The sequence below is a fragment of the Stenotrophomonas sp. STEN030 genome (genome assembly GCF_056759995.1).
In genome coordinates this window covers 56,192-72,459 of sequence record NZ_JBRREB010000005.1, presented here as the reverse complement: position 1 = coordinate 72,459, position 16,268 = coordinate 56,192, and the positions used below count along the sequence as shown (strand labels likewise).

Below are 16,268 nucleotides of genomic sequence, written 5' to 3'. Positions count from 1 at the left end.
GGCATCGCTTGCGGGGTCGCTGCGGTGAAGGGGCTGGACGCATGAGTCGGTGGCTTGCTGTACTGGCTTTTGTCGCGCTGGCGTGGATGGGTATTGGCTCGGCAAGTGCGCAGGAGTATGCGGATCAGGGGCAGGCTTACGCCGCTTGTAGCGCGCATGCGGTGGCCTCTGGCGGGACTGCTTACTGTATTCACCTGTCCACGTGCAGATATAGCAACTTTCCTTGCTATAGCTGTAGTTTTGCGGGCACTTCGACTATTTGTGCGAAGTCAACTTTTACTTATCCGCGTGCTGGTTCGTGCGTTTCGCGTCCCGCTTCTGGCAAGTCTACTGTGTCTTTTTCTGCTGGATTTTCGGGTGTTATTGGTGCGTGTGATCGCGGTTGCAAGGTTTATCCGCCTGAGCATTTTGAAAGTGGCTCGGGTTCGTTTTCGTTGAGCTATACGCTCGGGTCCGGTGGCTCGCGGGCTTATGTTGTGGATGGCTGGAAAACTACGGGTGACGTGTGCGGGGCGAGTGATCCGGATATGGGGCAGCAGCCTGCTGACGGTGAGGATTCATGCGTTCAGGTTGAGGGTTTGACGCAGTGCGTTAAATCTGATGGCAGGCACTGCGCTGTGGCATCGAGCGGTAAAGAATTCTGTTGGGAGCCAGGAGAAAACGGAATCAAGGCTTCGGGTAATGATGCTGTTACAAAGTCGCAGCAGGGGAAGGATGCTAAGCCTCCGCCGCTTCCGCCGAACAACGGCGGAGATTGGGAGCAGAAGGCTCAATCAACGGTTGTTGAGTCCAAGGGCGGTTCCGCAAATACCAGCAACGTTACGCAATGGCAAAGTTCGTATGGATCGCAGGGCCAGGGCGCTTCGGGCAGCGGCACTAGTGGAGAAGGGAAGGGCGGTTCCGGATCCGGGTCGAGTTTGGGCGGGAGCGGTAATGGTGGCAAAGATGATGGCGATGACGACGGTGCTGGCGTACCGGGTGAGGGGGCGGGTGATTTCTATACCGGGAACGGTAAGACGGTTGCTGGTGTGTTCGGGGAGTTCAAAGCAAGGGTAGGGGAATCACCGCTGATTTCTGCTATCCGTGATTTCTTCACCGTCAATGCCGGTGGTGCATGCCCGGTGTTTTCGGTGTCCGCTACCACGTATTGGGAGGCGATGACCTATGACGGCCACTGTAGTGGTGACTTCCTTGCCGCGCTGCGTGCGATCGGTTGGGTGCTTATGGCTATCGCAGCACTTGCTGCGGCTTACTGGGCATTGTCATGATTCCTATGAACGCCGGATGGTTGACCGACCTCACCAACTGGATCCGCGAGCTGATCGAAAAGCTCTGGAATGCTATTGAACAGTTCGGCAATGACCTGATCGTCCTTGCCATTGAAAAGATGCTTGAGGTGGTGGCGCTGGCGTTTGAGTCGCTGCCGGTGCCTGAGTTCATGACCCAATACAGCATCGGTTCGCTACTTGCCAACGCTGGGCCTACGGTTGGTTGGCTCGTTGATACCTTCAAGATTTCGGAGTGCATGGCGATCCTTGCCGGTGGCGCAGTTTTCAAGGTGACGCGCAAGATCGTCACGTTCGGGAAGTGGTGACATGCTCGTATTCAATGAAGGCGTGCCGCGTGCAGGCAAAAGCTATGACGCGGTAAAGAATCACATCCTGCCGACGCTGAAGAAGCGCCGCAGGGTGTTTGCTCGGCTCAACGGGCTGGACCACGAAAAGATTGCCGCTTATCTCGGCATGCCGCTGAGCGAGGTTCAGGATCTGCTTGTTCTGGTGGACACGAAGGAGGTTAAAACCCTCTTTGCGTGTGTCCAGGACGACACCGGCAAGTGGTGCATCCCCGACCAGTTCAAGGACGCGCTGGTCGTCATTGATGAGGTGCATGAGTTCTACGTCAACGAGCGTTTGCCGCTGCCGGCACCCGTTGAGAATTTCTGGGCGCTGCTCGGTCAGAACGGCGGTGATGCGGTCATCATGACGCAGTGGATCAACCGGGTTCATCAGGCGATCCGCGCCCGCATCGAACGCAAGAATGTGTTCCAGAAGCTGACCGCTGTCGGCTTCAAGAATAAGTATCGCGTCACTTATTTTCACACCACCAGTCCGGGCAAATACGAGAAGGTCGGCGGCAAAACCGAGAAGTACGATTCCGCGATCTACCCGCTTTATCACGGCTACGCGCCCGGCTCGGAGAACACCGAGGTTTATGAGGAAGGCGCAACAAACGTGTGGCTCGCCATGCTGCCCAAGGCCGTGATGTTCGGCCTGGTCGGCTTGATCGGTGCCTACTTCTTCCTCAGCTTCTTCTTTGACTTCGGCAAGGACAAGGAACCGGAGCCCGCCAGCGCCGTCGCGGCGACTCAGGGTGATCCGGTCTTGGTGTTCGACGAAAACGGCCAGTACGTGCGCACAGAGGGCGAGGGCAGTGCACCCGGTAGCAAGCTGGTGGAGAAGGTCAAGCAGGATCCGTACGCGGATCTGACGGGCGATCAGCGGTATGTTGCCGAGCTGAAGGATCTGGGCCGTGTGCGCCTTGCCGCACGGGCTGACATCGATGGTCGGATTCGTGGCTGGCTGGAATGGATCGACGATTCCGGCGAATCGATTGAGTACATGGAAGTCGCCGCGGTTGAGGCGTTGGGCTACACCGTCACCTGGGCGGCATATGGCGTCCGGCTTGAAGCTGGCAAGCACGTCATCATTGCCACGCCTTGGCCGCATCAGGCTCCCATCCGTGAGCGTGAGCAGCGTCTCTATAACCTGAGTGGCGGCGGCACTGGTTTTGCGAGCGGAGCGAGTGAAGCCGGTGCTGCCGGTGCGGGTGGTGTTATTGGATACGCGCCGGGCCAGCGTGCGGATGTGTTCCCGTTGAACCCGGCCAAGACGATCAGCGGTTACACGCCGCCGACCAGCACGCTCTAATAAGTGATTCGTCACTAAATTAAGCCACACCGGTATCGCCTATGATTGCCGCTCATATCCGGCATGGAGCTAGGGATGCTCAGGGGAACCATAATTGTTTTTTTGCTTATGTGCGCTGGCAGCGTTGGCGCACAACAGGTGTATAAGTGCGTGAACGGAAAGCAGGTTTCTTACCAGAGCGAGCCTTGTCCGGGGCAGGCGCAGAAGACGTGGGACGCGACGCCTCAGCCGGTGGATCCATATGTAGAACGGCGGCTGGATCTTATACGTCAGGAGCAGGCGCAGCGTAATGCTGCACCCGCTCGTCAACAGTATCGGTCTTCAGGTAGATCTATCCCGCTTGGGCAGGATCAAAGTGCTTGCGAGCTTGCTAGGGCCGAACGCCAGGCGGCTTATGACCGTGTTGGTGTGAACCGTACTTTCGCTCTGTCTAGTCATTGGGATGGAATCGTGCAGAAGGCTTGCATGTAGGGGTGTAGGGGCCAAGCCCCTACGAATACGCCGTTACCCTGCGCTGGTTCCGAAGTGGCGTTCCCGCCACTCGCCCAGATCCACCACAACGACCTTAACCATCGACTGTTGACGGGCTTTTCGTGCAGCGTTCCTTTTACGTGTCGAGTCACGTAAATCGGCTGCATTGGCATGCCATAGCAGGCCGCGCAGCCTGCGTTCTGGAATCCTTTCGCCGCTTGGGGCGACCAGATCTCGTCCTGCCAGTCGCCAACCAGCCCATGGGCCTGTCAGAGCGACGTGGTTGTCGATCACACGCCGGTAGTGGTCACTGGCACAGCTGTTCGGGCACTGCGTTCCCGGTTCCCAGCACGGTGGACGGCTGTCCAGGTTGTAGGTGTCGCTCATGCCTCAATTTCTCCCGAATCCTTAGGAGGCCGGGATGGTAGGTGAGAAGTGATCCAGAGCCAGATCCAGCGGACCCGCGCTGCGGCGTAGGCAATTACTCCATTTCGCATAATGTATATTATGTCAGACTCGGTAACAGCCTAGGCCGCTGATGTTGCTTCCTATCCGGTTGTCAGCAACTTCCCGGCGAACGCTGCCATCCGCCGCGCCTCTCGACCAGTCTGCCCTTTGGATCAGCCTCAACGAAAGCCTCGTCGTTGCTGCGTTGCGCGTGGCAGCAGTCGTCCGAACCTCCTGCAGCTACATCGCTCGCACCAAGGCTCCAATTCTCGTCAGATCTGCTGCACTCAGCCCAGCTGGGGCCTTCAGATTTGGGCAGATTCCGTGCGCCTGGAGAGCGCTCCACGAATCACAACGCGCTGCGGCATGAAACATTCGCGACGAGCTGATGGCTTGGCTAGATACAGCTTCAAATGAAGTTTGTTTTAGTGACGCGTCATATAAATAGAACTGAGCGACTAAAGGCGCGCTGCTATTTGGCAGAGACCGTAGCGCGACCAGATTGGCTGTTTCCATCGTCGTCGATCCAGTTGAACTGGACCACGGTGTCTTGGCGCAAGCAACCGGGAACGGCATCAACGATCGGTACGTCTGAGAACGGCACTAGCAAACCTTCTGCCGCCACAGTTGCTGGTTGTCCATTGCAAAGCGCCAGCCCTGAAAGTGTCACGTAGAAAGGCGTTGGATTGACTGCAAACAAACGCGCGCCATCCAGCCGGAAGCTTAGTTTCCCTGCAGCCTGCCCTGCCCCAGCTTTCAGCCCAGCGGGGCGATAGATGACCTTCATCTGCGTGCGCATCGTGACCGTCAGGCGCGTGGCGTCCGATTCCTGAGCACTCGGATCATTTGGGGGAATCTCAAGAAAGTTCAGCCAGTGAAGCGACTCGCGGTCTTCGGCCGGCGCAGGCCCTACAAACAACAGACGCAGACTCTGTCGTTGGCCGGCGGCCAGCTGGAACATCGCAGGTAATGGAATGATGGGCGCTTCGGCCTCGTCGGGACCGGAGTCGGGCGCGCCATCATCCACCCACGTTTGAACCACCACCGGGTAGTCGTTCTGATTGGCGAGCACCAGCGACACCTCTCGCTGCCCCTGCGGGAAGATCACCCGCGTCCGTTCCGCCGTCACTCCTGCCATCGCACTTCCGCAGGTCAGCAGCAAAACACCGATGAGCAGACGCTGGAGGGGCATTATTGGACTCGTATGATGATCTGCGCGGTTGCCTCAACGCGGCCGGCGGTTACCTGTGGCCGGGTGCCTTCAGAGAGTTTTTCGATTCTGGCAGTGAAGGTCTCATTGTATTGGGTGATACCGTCGGCGGTACCCGCTGATTGGGTGGCTCCGCCCACTGCCGGATACCAGCCTTGCGCCTGTGCGGTGGCCGCGACGCCGCCTGCAGAATTTTCGTTTGTAAGCAGGTTCATCACCTGGCCGTTGCGAAGCAAGCGAATTCCCACACCCTTGGCCATGCCAGCCTCGTTGTAGCGGTCAGATACAAGATAGGAAACGCCACCACTTGCGTTGGTCAATCCCAGTGATGAGGCTGCGGCAGCAGCGCCAGCGGATACTTTTATGCCCAGCGCTGTGCCGTTGTTGGCGGTGCTGCTGGTGAAACCGCTCTGGCACTTGAAGCTCACCTGGAATGGCATCTCATGAGTGACGCCTTCGTTGATCTCATTGATGGAAATCCTGGGAAATACGACATGCGGCGTGACGTTCAGTACAGCACAGGTGGGGTAACGCTTCAGGGTGACCCCGTTGTACAACCCGATCGCGCCCGGCCAGTTGTAGTGCCAACCGGCGTAGTTTGCATTGTGGGTCTTGCCAACCTCCGGATACACCAGTCCAGGTCCCTTGATTGCTATATAGCCAGCCGGCTGCGTGTAAAGGTAGCGCTGCGACTGGGTAATCGCGTAGTAAAAAGTAGATTCCAAGGGCGCGCTGAACAACTCCGAGCGCACGGCGCTGAGGTTCTTCGCTTTAACCAACCTATAGCCGCGGGAATCGACATCCAGTCCCTGCAACAGCCGCTCCGCCCAGACATCGGTGAAATATTGACCGGTCTCCATGTGGGTCAGGCGAAGCAGCACATTCCGCCACGCGGTCCTGTACGCCGATTGCAATCCAATGGAATTGCCCAGCGCATCGCCGCCGTTGTACCAACCGCTGTAGAGGTTGTCTGCATTGGTGGAGAACATTTCATATACCGCGTCACCAGGCGCACAGCGGAAGAAAACCCTCTCCGGATCATAGCGACCGGTGGCTCCGTACATCGTAATTGGTGCCACAGCGCTGGCTATCAGCGTGGGATAGGGTTGGAAAGAAGGATCGCTGACATTGATCACGCTGGGCAGGCCAAGTGAGCCATTGCAGGTATCACAGGCACCGGCCCAAGCCGACGCACTGCCCTCGCCCGGCCGGATTGCAGTCTGCGTAGTGGTGGTCGCAGTGCCAACGCTATCCACCTTGTAGCAGGTTGCCCATGCCGTCGGCGAAACAGCCAGGCAAAATGGGAACAGCAAACGAAGAAATGTGTTCATTGCGCGTCCGCTTGGTAGTTCTGCATGTCCTGGCAGATGGCCTCGACGATGACAGGAGCCGCACTGGTGGTGGCGTGAGCACCCAGATCATAGGGCACTACACAGCTCCCGCCGAGGGCCTCCGCCCATTGCACTGAAAGCTGCCCTGCACGGTTCGGTGAACGCGCGTAGATCAGCCCTGCTTGGCCCACCATGCCGATGGTGGCGCCCATTTCATTGGCCACGGTAGCGCCCAGCGGCACCACCGTGCCATCGGCGCGGCGGGCACGAATGATCAGCGGCATACCGGTCAGGGTTTCAAACTCCACCCGCAACGCTGCCCCCGCGAAAGGCACTACAGTGCGCTCGGTTTCGACCAGCTCTGCTTCCAGCGTCATCTCCTGCGGGTCCAGCCCGATGCGGTTGATGCGGTATGGCGACAACGATGGCACCAAGGCGAAACCGTTGCGATTGATGCGAGCGCCCTGCCCTCCACGTACCTGGGAACCCTGCGCACCGTCTGCCTTCACCAGGGCGAAGGTGTCACCCACGTAAGGCCCGGCGGTTATCCCTTCGCCATGCAGCACCACGGCGCCACGGATGCCGGCGGTGAGCTGCTGCATCCCCGAACCGCCCGAGGCACCAGCACTGAGGCTGCCCAAGGCAGTCTGGGTCTGCAGGTTGCCGCTCCACTGGCTACCACTGCTGCTACCGCCGTGGCCTGCGGACACCGCATAGTTGGTAGCCCGGCGTTCGCCAAGCGTGCCGCTGACCACGGACTGGTAGCTGGATTCACCCGCGCGCGTATCCCTTGCGGCGATCGCGCTGAGCACGGGCGCCGACGCAGATGCTCCGAGCGGCATCGACAGGGTCAGCCCCAACGATCGGCCCAGCTGGCACTGCGAAGCAGCACCTAGATTCCACCGGTCAACCGCGCAATTGCGTTGCTGCGACAGCGACAAGCTGTAGCTCAGGCGCCGCCATGCGTTGGAGTAACCGAACTGAAACTGCACATCGCGTTGGCTGTCATTGAAATAGTCCGCCGCCGAACCGGTCAGATACAGCGAGCCATAGTCACCGAGCCGCTGGTTCATGACGACGGTGAATTGATTGCGTTGGTTGCGCTGCGAGCCTGGCTGCTTGGAATCATCATCAAATGCTTCCTGCTCCCAGGGCTGCCCGAGCGCTTCGGAGAAGTCGCGGAAGCCACTGGACGAGTAACGGTAGCCGGCCAGAGTAAAGGTGGTATCGGTGGCCTGGAACGTCTTGCTGTAATTCAGTTCAAGGCGGTAACCGGTCTTGGTTCCAACACCATTTTCCTGCAAACGCGAGAACACCGAGTTTCCACCGAAGGCGCCATAAGGCGTCGCAACCACACCACCAGCCAGCAGGCCGATGTAGTTCTCAGCAACTCGGGCGCCCGTGTTGACGGTGAGCCGATTGCTGAGCCCGCGCTGATAGGTGAACTCAGCAAAAAGCTGCTTTGATTGGTTGCTGGTACCTGCCTCACCTACCGTGGCGCTGTACTTTGAGTAGCCAGGGCGCACGGATTCGGGCACAGCAGAAAACGGCACACTGAAACGGTTCACGCTACCGTCTGCCGCGAGCACTTCAACATCCAGATCGCCGCCGTAGGCCGCGCCAGTGATGTCATCAATAGCGAACGGCCCCGGCGGCAGCACGTCTTCCCGTAGCTTGCGGCCGTTCTGGCTGATGATCACGCGCGACTTGCTGGTTGCCGTGCCACGAACCACAGGCGCATAGCGGCGCTGCGAGTCCGGAATCATCCGCTCATCGGTTGCTATCTTGATGCCGCGGTAGCTCAGGTTCCCAAACAGGGTGCCGTCGGTGTAGTTGTTACCGATGCTCATGTCACTGGAAATACTGGGCAGCGAGCGCTGCGCATAGGTACGGATGCTGTTCCAGTTGCTGCTCTGCTGGCCCGGGCGGCTGGAATAGGTCAGGTTCGATTGGTGGCGCAGACGCCACATGCCAATGTTCGCGCCGGCATTCACGGCGGCCGAGGCATAGTGCGACTCCATACCGTGCGACGTAGAGCGGCTGGCGTTCACATCATAGTTGGCGAACGCCATGGTCTTGCCGGCATCCCACATCTCACGGCTGACATGGTCACGCGGCTTGTTGATCAGCATGGCTTGCGGCACGGAAAAATCCAGGCGCAGGCGGCCGACGTCCAACGCCGCGGTGGCGCCAGGCAGACGGATCTTCAGTTCCACGCAGCTTGGATCACTACCATCGGCAGTGTCGATGGCATTCAGACGAGCACCCAAGGTGTCTCGCATGAACGCCTCGCTCAGGCACGGCTGGATACTGCCGTCCACATCCTTGAACTCCACCTCGAGACGATCGGCGTAGGTGTCGTTCAGATAGACATCAACCAGATAGCGCCCAGCATCCACCTGGTCGCCTCGATTGAAACGCTGCAGGTTGCCGGTCGACAGCGTGGAACCCATCAGCAGACGATCGTCGAACTCGTACATCGCGTCGTCTGCATTGGCCACATTGCCTGCGCCAACAAGCGCAGCACCGAGCGCAACGGAGAGTCGCGAGATTCGCATGCGCTTAGCGTGACGCGGCATGGGTGACTGCAATCCTTGCGCCATAGTCATTGATCAGCTGCGCACTCACTACCGCTTCGCCTGCGGGCAAGTGGGTGGCTGCAAGCGGCATCCATTGGGCAGTGCCCATCGGCGGCACCATCGCCGGGGTGAGCTTCCAGCTGGCACCCGCTACGTTCAGCGTGGCACCGCCAAACGATGCGTGGTAACCGGTCGGGTTATCCACCTGTACATGCCAGTTGCTCCCAGACTGCTGGATACGAAAGCGCAACTGCTCTGGAATCTGCGCAGGGGTGCCTGCAATTCCCGTTGGTCGGTAGAACATTTTCAGCCGGTTACGCATCAGCACCATCACCTTGTTCTGGTCGGCATGGGCGGTGTTCATCGGCGGTACCTGCAGCACGTTCAGATGAAACACAGATTCGCGATCTGCGGGCACGTCCTGGCCTGCGAACATCACGCGGATCCGTTGGCCGGCACCCGGTGCCATGCGCGAAACCGCTGGTGTCACCACGAAGGGACCATCGGCATCAGCAGGCGTGGACTGCGGGTTATCAACGTCCACCCATGCCTGCACGGCATTGGGAAAGGCGTCCTGGTTGGTCAGCTGCACCGTGACCTGTTTTGCATCCGCCGGGTAGATGACGCGGGTACCGGAAACAACAACACTTGCCTCAGCCACCCCCACATTTAACAGCGCGAGGATGGCGGCTATTGCAGTGCTGGCCACGTAGCGACGGGAAGAGATCTGATGCATGTGCTTTCCTCAGATGGAATTGCTGGCAATGCGTTACCCGTGAGGGCGACCTTTAGAGGTCGCCCTCACCAAGCCTGTTACTCGTAACGAACGGTGTAGGTCACCGAGCCCAGCACCGGACCAGGCGTCACGGAAGCGTCTTCAGAGATGTAGCGAACGCCATAGTCGTGGGTGGCGGTCGTCTCGCCGGCGCTCAGCAGGATTTCGCCAGCACGTACAGCCGCACCACCGGCCAGGTTCACCGGGGTACCGCCCGGTGCATCGAGCAACTGCAGTGCAACGCCCTCGGCGCCAGCGGCCGCAGTGTTGGTCAGGTTGCCGCTGATGGTGGGGTTGGTTGCCTGGAACAAGGTGGTGAAGGTTTCATCGGCGCCGGACGCGGCACAGCCGGTCAGGGTGATGGTGAACACGCCTTCACCAGCGGAATTGCCAACCGCACCATTGAGGTCGGAGACCGGAACGCTGTTAAGCATGATGGTCGGATCGGTGCCACCATTGATGACGGCCGAGCAGGTCTGGTCGGTCACTTCACCATTGAAGGTGATGACATTGGTTGCGTTGACCGACGCGCTCGCGGCCATGGCTGCGACCAACGAAATCAGAATGCTGCTTGCTTGATGCTTCATTTGGTTTTACTCCTGGAACTCTGTTTTGGGAGGCGGCATTGTTGATTCCCGCGTCAGGCGGGAACATAGGACAAGGCCTAAAACACAGAGTTTTCTGATTCGACAACGGCTGCGCTTCTGCCTTCGTGTGCGTGCTCAACGCGCGCAAGGCCAAGCGGAAACATGAAGTCCAACGAATTCCGAAGTGGCAACAGAACGCCGAAACCCTCCACGGCAGCAGAACTGCAGTCGCAAAAAACGAACTGACGTTGACTCGCCGTAATGCCTTCTTCTGATGCGGAAACAAGTGAGTCGCCTGTCTCGGAAAACGCAACGCGGTTACTGTTTTGCACTGCATTTGCGTAGACCTGCTGGTGTTGAAGGCAACGCGCAAGACGAACCGCTGCACTTGGCCGCTTTGGTCTGGTCGGGTGTTACCGGTGTGGCATCGGTTGCCGCCCTGCCCCTGCGTTCGGTGGTCCGTACAGGAATCAGCGCCAGTCCTATTCGATGCCCCGCCCCATCACCACACGACTCAAGCCCGCACCGTGGAGCTCTCGCCCTCATATTTGTGATGCGTCACTAATATTTGACCGCGGCGATAGAGATTGTCTGGTCGCGGCTTCAGCACAGCACGCCTCCCAATAACTCAGATTCCTGCGCCAGTGCCTCCCTCACGGCTTGCCCGGGGCTTTCAGAGGCTCTCTGCAATATTGCTATTAGGACTCATTCGCAATAGGATCGCGGCCGTACCTCTGCTGGCAGGCCGCCGCCGCCCTGCCCCTGTCTGTGTCTCCCGCCAAGGCCACCTCCTTGCTGTCTCGTCTTCCGCGCGTGCGTTTCCCGCGTCATTCCGTCCTGTATGTCTGCCTCACCGCTGCCTGCCTGAACGCGCAGGCGCAAACGGCAGAGCGCGTCCCCGCCGCCCAAGCTGCCAAGGAGGCAACCGAGCTCGACACCGTCAGGGTCAAGGGCGAGCGCCTGGGCCTGAACCTCAACCTGGACGCCAGTGCCGGCGCGCTGGGCACCAAACGACTGCTGGACACGCCGTTCTCGGTAACCGTGGTCGAGCAGGAAGACATTGAGAAGCGCGGCGCCACCACACTGGGCGATGTCTTCATCAATGACCCCTCGGTTTACGCTGCCGAGCCTTCGGCAACGACTGCTTGGTGGGGCACGCAGATCCGAGGCATCGGCGTCAACAACCACTATGTGGATGGCGTGCCGATGCTGATGGAATGGGGCGGCGAGTATCCGCTCGAAGCCGTCGAGTCAGTGCAGGCGCTGAAGGGACTCGGTGGTTTCATGTATGGCTTCGGTTCGCCCGGCGGCATCATCAGCTACAGGACCAAGCGGCCTACCAGCACGCCGATGCTTTCCACCACGGTTGGCTGGCGCAATGACAGCGCGTGGTCCGCCCGCGTGGATGCCAGCACCCGCCTGAACGGACCCGATTCATTCGGCGTCCGCGTCAACCTGGCCAAGGACGGTGGCGAGGCCTACAACGGCGCAGGTCTGGATCGCGAGGTAATCGCGGTAGCGGTGGAACAGCCGATCGGCGATTCGCTGGTGTGGCATGCCGAACTGCTGCGCGAGGACAACAAGCTCAAGCATGAGCCGATGTACTTCTACTGGGATACCTACGAGGGTGATCGCCTGCCCCGCCCCACCTACGACTACGAGAACGTCCGCGTCCGCAATTCCTACTACCGCGCGAAGACCACCAATGCCACCACCGGCCTGCAATGGCGTGTGAGTGAAGATTGGAACGTGGACTTCACCGTGGGCGGCAGCCAGCGCAAACACTACTCCAACAAGATGTTCGGCAACCTGCTCAATGAGGCAGGCGACTACGAGGGCAGCGTTTACAACTTCGGCGCCGATCTGCGCAGCAGTGTTGCGCAGGTGCTGGTCACCGGCAGCGTTGAAACCGGTGCGATCCGCCATGAACTGGTGTTTGGCGGCGCGATGCAGCGCAGTTGGGACCGTTGGAGCAATGAGTTTTACTGGAGCAATGACTTCTCGGGCAATCTTTACCAACGGCAGGATTTCATTTCCCACCATGTTCCGGATTTCGGTTTCGCACCGGTGAGCTCGGATGAGCGGCAGAAGTCGGTGTTCGCCAGCGACACCCTGCATTTCGGTGAGAAATGGCAGGCGATACTCGGCGCACGCTATGTCGATTACGAACAGCGCGACAAGGACGGCGACCCGACCGTGGATTCGCGCTACGCCACCTCCGCGCTTACACCAACGCTGGCGTTGATCTACAAGCCATTGGAAGCAGTGTCCATCTACGGCAGCTACGTGGAGTCGCTGGAGTCCGGCGGACGCGTTGGCTTCGACAGCGAGCCGCCTTACGCCAATGCCGGCCAGGTGCTGGACGCCACCATCAGCAAGCAATACGAGATCGGTGCCAAGTACCAGAGCGGCAGGCTCGGATTCACTACCGCGGCATTCCGCGTTGAACGCGGTGCGAAGATCGACCAATGGCGTGATGGCCAGCGCTATCTGGTGCAGGACGGTCTCACCCTGTACCGCGGCTTCGAGGCAATCGCCAGCTACGGCGTGACCGATAGCCTGGATATCGGGCTGGGCGGTCTGTGGTTGGACGCCAGTCTGGAAGATCTTGCACCGGAGAACGCTGCGTTGCGAGGCAACCGCCCGGCGGGTTCGGCGCCGCGGAGTTACGTCGCCAACTTCGACTACCGCCCTGCCCTGCTGACCGGCTTCAGCGTGCACGGCACGGTGCGCTATTCCGGTGAGCAGTACTACGAAGATGCCAACCGCATCCTGATCCCGGGCCGCACAGTCACCGATCTCGGCGTCCAGTACCGCACCACGTTGGCTGGTCGCGACGCCACGCTGACCGGCAATCTCAACAACGTGTTCAATCGCAGGTATTGGAATCTGGACATGCTTGGCGAGGCGCGGAACGCCTCTCTGGATCTACGCATCGACTGGTAAACATAGACGGCGATGCCCACGCTCCGTGGGCATCGCGCTTTGCCAGATGCGGTCTGATGTGTCGGCTATGAAACGTGGCGACCCTTCAATTATAGTGACTCACCACTTTAATAAGCGGGCACCAAGAAAAGCAGCATCAGCCCAGCTGATCCAGAGCCTGACGCAAAGCACTGACTGCGTCGCTCTCCGTTTGAATCCAATCGTTGTCCAAACCCTGCAACGCGGGGTTCTGGTAACGCATGGCCGACCGCTGCCGCGCCTTGGCCGAAGCATGCAGTTGCAGGCAACCAGTCTTCAAGGCGACCTCGGTGATGTTCTGCGCGTTGAGTCCTGCGCCGGCCATCAAGGCCAGTCGTGACCCAGCCTGCTCTGCCAAGCTAGCCAGCACAGCGCTGCCTTCGGCGGCACTAGCGTTACCGCCTGAGCTGAGGATCCGTTTGATACCGAGGTCCGCGATCTGCTCCAGCGCCGTTAGCAAGTTGCGGGCGGCATCAAAAGCACGATGAAACGTGATGTCCATTGGTCCGGCCGCGCTGATCAGCTCACGGCATAGCGGCATGTCGATCTCAGCGTCAGCAGTCAGCGCACCAATTACCACGCCATCGCAGCCTAGCTGCCGGCAATGCGCGATGTCGCGCAGCATGATCTCCGCCTCCACGCTTCCGTAGTGAAAGTCACCAGGACGCGGGCGTATCAATACGAACAACGGTATCTGCAAGTGCTCGCGCGCTACCGCAATACTGCCGGACGAAGGGGTAGTACCACCTTGTTCCAGATTCTCGAACAATTCAACGCGATTCGCGCCGCCTTGCTGTGCTGCCACAGCCGACATCGCAGAGTTGCAGGCGATCTCCAGCAGATACCGCGAACTCATGCCTGCGTGCTCGTGTACACGGACGCCGATTCGAGCAAGGCATCCTGCTTGCTGCTGTCGCATACCGCGTAGACGAAGCCTTTATGCAGCGCATAAGCGCCCACTTCGCCACTGCGGTTCATCGCCAGGAAGCAGACCTGCAAGGTGCGGCTGGCTTCGGGACGTTTGCGAACCACGCGCTGGATGGCTTCGCGGCAGGCTTCTGCTGGTGAGCGACCTTGTCGCATGAGTTCGACCACCAGAAACGAGGCTGCGTTGCGGATCATTTCCTCGCCCATGCCGGAAGCGGTGGCTGCGCCGACTTCGTTGTCCACATACAGACCAGCACCGATGATCGGACTGTCGCCAACGCGGCCATGCATCTTGAAGGCCATGCCGCTGGTGGTGCAGGCACCGGCCATCTGTCCCTTGGCATCGATGGCGATCATTCCCAGCGTGTCGTGGTTGTCCTTGTCACCGGGAATGCCACGGCGCTCGGCGTTGATCTGCGGCGCGTAGTGCTCGGTCTTAAGCCATTCGCGCCAGGCTTTTTCTGCTTCCGGAGTGAGCAGGTTCTGGCGTTCGAAGCCCTGCTGCACGGCGAATTGCTGTGCGCCCTCGCCGACCAGCATGACGTGCGGGGTCTTTTCCATCACCGCGCGGGCGACCGAGATCGGATGCAGGATGTCGACCAATGCCGCAACCGACCCGCAGCGACCATCGCCAGCCATGATGCTGGCATCCAGGCTGAGCACGCCATCGCGATCAGGGTTACCGCAGCGGCCAACGGTGGGATTGCAGAGTTCGCTTTCGGCCCAGCGTGCGCCGGCTTCCACTGCGTCCAGCGCGCTACCGCCTGCAGCCAGCACCATCCACGCGGCCTGGTTCGCTCCGACGCCGAAATCCCAGGTTGAAACCACGCGGGCGCCGCTGGCAGCTGGTGGCGATGCCAGCAGGCCCGGTGCCGCGCTGCCCAATGCGCCAATCAATGCGGACGACTGCAGGAACTGTCTGCGGGTACTCATGGCTGGCTTCTCCTGGGTTGTGCTCAGCGTGCAGCGAGCTTGTCGACGTGCCAGGCCAAGGCACCCAGCACGCCAAGCTCACCATGTTCAACGCGCCAGACCGGCACGTGGCGCAGCGCCTGCGCCAGCCTGTCCTTGGCAAGGAAACGATGTTGGAAGCCGCCCGCGTGCAAAAAACTACTTATATGGCCAGTGATGCCACCGGTCAGATAGACCGCGCGTGCACCAAAGGTCAGTGCGAGATCGCCGGCCAAGCTGCCCAGCCACGCGCAGAATACGTCCACGCTTTCTGTCGCCAATGCATCGTTGCCGGTGCGTGCGGCATCAACCAGTTCGGCTGGCGATTGCCATTGCGGGACGCTGCCGCGCAACTCACATAAACAGGTGTAGAGCGTGATCAAGCCCGGACCAGACAGGATCCGTTCGTTGTCGATATGCGTGTATCGCTGCGACAGCAGGCGCAATACATCCTGCTCCAGTGCATTGGAGCCAGCCAAGGCCGCGTGGCCTGCTTCGCTGGGCAGCACCGAAGGGTTTCCACCTGGCAGGTATACCGCCACGCCCAAACCGGTTCCTGGGCCAAGCACCACGGCCGGGCCAGGCGCTACCTGCTCGGGGTCACCACAGATCAGGTGCAGCGAATCGGCCTCGGCATGTGCCATCGCTTGGGCGACGGCGACAAAGTCGTTGATCAATTCCAACGTTTGCATGCCTGACTCACGGCGGGTTGCCGCCAGCGACACCGGCCAGGCCAGATTGGTATTGAGCAGCGTATCGCCGTCACCATCAAGGACGCCTGCGATGGCGACGACTGCGTGCGCGATCGGCGGCGCATCGGTTTCGCAGCCCAGCCAGTCGGCGTAATCACGCAGGATTGCGGCCAGACTGGGGTGTTCGGCGCAGGTGTATTTGCGGAAACCATGGACGCTCAGCGCGCCATTTGCCTGCAGCCGGGTCCAGCCCAACCGCGCATAGGTACCGCCCACATCAGCGCCGATGATGGCGCTCCCCGATCCAGAATCATGGATTGCGTCGCTGCGGGCCGCGTCATCCGACGCCGGTCTGCTCATTCGTGTGCCCGCTTTTGCTGCATATCCAGAAAACGCTCAATTTGTGG

At 60.0% G+C, this 16,268-nt stretch carries 14 protein-coding genes; 5 read left to right on the top strand and 9 right to left on the bottom strand.

All coding sequences use genetic code 11. The features are described 5' to 3' along the window. Nucleotides 1-41 precede the first annotated feature (41 nt). From ACVOLR_RS02775 to ACVOLR_RS02760, 4 genes are all read left to right on the top strand, one after another. Nucleotides 42-1,268 (top strand): hypothetical protein, encoded by a 1,227-nt coding sequence (locus tag ACVOLR_RS02775; protein WP_481535072.1) that lies wholly within the window; start codon nucleotides 42-44, stop codon nucleotides 1,266-1,268. Continuing rightward, nucleotides 1,265-1,594: a phage coat protein gene (locus tag ACVOLR_RS02770; RefSeq protein WP_481535071.1), complete on the top strand. Its 330-nt coding sequence runs from the start codon at nucleotides 1,265-1,267 to the stop codon at nucleotides 1,592-1,594. The genes ACVOLR_RS02775 and ACVOLR_RS02770 overlap by 4 nt, the downstream gene beginning before the upstream one ends. A gap of 1 nt (nucleotide 1,595) precedes the next feature. Continuing rightward, the gene (locus ACVOLR_RS02765) at nucleotides 1,596-2,927 is read left to right on the top strand and encodes a zonular occludens toxin domain-containing protein (RefSeq protein ID WP_481535070.1); all 1,332 of its coding nucleotides are present in this window, start codon (nucleotides 1,596-1,598) and stop codon (nucleotides 2,925-2,927) included. Nucleotides 2,928-2,990: 63 nt separating this feature from the next. After that, on the top strand, nucleotides 2,991-3,398 hold the full coding sequence (locus ACVOLR_RS02760) for a DUF4124 domain-containing protein (protein WP_481535069.1): 408 nt from the start codon (nucleotides 2,991-2,993) through the stop codon (nucleotides 3,396-3,398). A gap of 33 nt (nucleotides 3,399-3,431) precedes the next feature. Here ACVOLR_RS02760 and ACVOLR_RS02755 read toward each other — a convergent pair whose 3' ends face one another. The 6 genes from ACVOLR_RS02755 to ACVOLR_RS02730 all read right to left on the bottom strand — a co-directional run bounded on the left by ACVOLR_RS02755 (nucleotide 3,432) and on the right by ACVOLR_RS02730 (nucleotide 10,327). Then, nucleotides 3,432-3,785 carry a hypothetical protein gene (locus ACVOLR_RS02755; protein WP_481535068.1) on the bottom strand — a complete coding sequence of 118 codons (354 nt, stop codon included), beginning with the start codon at nucleotides 3,783-3,785 and terminating at the stop codon, nucleotides 3,432-3,434. Nucleotides 3,786-4,317: 532 nt separating this feature from the next. Next, complete coding sequence (locus ACVOLR_RS02750; protein ID WP_481535067.1) at nucleotides 4,318-5,037, bottom strand: fimbrial biogenesis chaperone; 720 nt, start codon at nucleotides 5,035-5,037, stop codon at nucleotides 4,318-4,320. Next, complete coding sequence (locus tag ACVOLR_RS02745; RefSeq protein WP_481535066.1) at nucleotides 5,037-6,386, bottom strand: fimbrial protein; 1,350 nt, start codon at nucleotides 6,384-6,386, stop codon at nucleotides 5,037-5,039. The genes ACVOLR_RS02750 and ACVOLR_RS02745 overlap by 1 nt, the downstream gene beginning before the upstream one ends. After that, nucleotides 6,383-8,965: a fimbria/pilus outer membrane usher protein gene (locus ACVOLR_RS02740; protein ID WP_481535065.1), complete on the bottom strand. Its 2,583-nt coding sequence runs from the start codon at nucleotides 8,963-8,965 to the stop codon at nucleotides 6,383-6,385. Before ACVOLR_RS02740 ends, ACVOLR_RS02745 begins: the two co-directional genes overlap by 4 nt. Next, nucleotides 8,949-9,701 carry a fimbrial biogenesis chaperone gene (locus ACVOLR_RS02735; RefSeq protein ID WP_481535064.1) on the bottom strand — a complete coding sequence of 251 codons (753 nt, stop codon included), beginning with the start codon at nucleotides 9,699-9,701 and terminating at the stop codon, nucleotides 8,949-8,951. The genes ACVOLR_RS02740 and ACVOLR_RS02735 overlap by 17 nt, the downstream gene beginning before the upstream one ends. Before the next feature lie 77 nt (nucleotides 9,702-9,778). Further along, nucleotides 9,779-10,327, bottom strand: a complete 549-nt coding sequence (locus ACVOLR_RS02730) for a fimbrial protein (RefSeq protein ID WP_481535063.1) — start codon at nucleotides 10,325-10,327, stop codon at nucleotides 9,779-9,781. 792 nt (nucleotides 10,328-11,119) lie between these two features. On the opposite strand from ACVOLR_RS02730, the gene ACVOLR_RS02725 reads away from it, so the two are divergent. Next, on the top strand, nucleotides 11,120-13,273 hold the full coding sequence (locus tag ACVOLR_RS02725; protein WP_481535062.1) for a TonB-dependent siderophore receptor: 2,154 nt from the start codon (nucleotides 11,120-11,122) through the stop codon (nucleotides 13,271-13,273). A 136-nt stretch (nucleotides 13,274-13,409) separates the two neighbouring features. Here the strand turns inward: ACVOLR_RS02725 and ACVOLR_RS02720 are convergent, their stop codons facing one another. The 3 genes from ACVOLR_RS02720 to ACVOLR_RS02710 are packed head-to-tail and all read right to left on the bottom strand — an operon-like array spanning nucleotide 13,410 to nucleotide 16,221. Then, nucleotides 13,410-14,147 carry a copper homeostasis protein CutC gene (locus tag ACVOLR_RS02720; RefSeq protein WP_481535061.1) on the bottom strand — a complete coding sequence of 246 codons (738 nt, stop codon included), beginning with the start codon at nucleotides 14,145-14,147 and terminating at the stop codon, nucleotides 13,410-13,412. Continuing rightward, nucleotides 14,144-15,151 carry a glycosylasparaginase gene (locus tag ACVOLR_RS02715; protein ID WP_481535060.1) on the bottom strand — a complete coding sequence of 336 codons (1,008 nt, stop codon included), beginning with the start codon at nucleotides 15,149-15,151 and terminating at the stop codon, nucleotides 14,144-14,146. Before ACVOLR_RS02715 ends, ACVOLR_RS02720 begins: the two co-directional genes overlap by 4 nt. Before the next feature lie 23 nt (nucleotides 15,152-15,174). Beyond that, nucleotides 15,175-16,221, bottom strand: a complete 1,047-nt coding sequence (locus ACVOLR_RS02710; protein ID WP_481535059.1) for a glucokinase — start codon at nucleotides 16,219-16,221, stop codon at nucleotides 15,175-15,177. Between the last annotated feature and the right edge of the window lie 47 nt (nucleotides 16,222-16,268).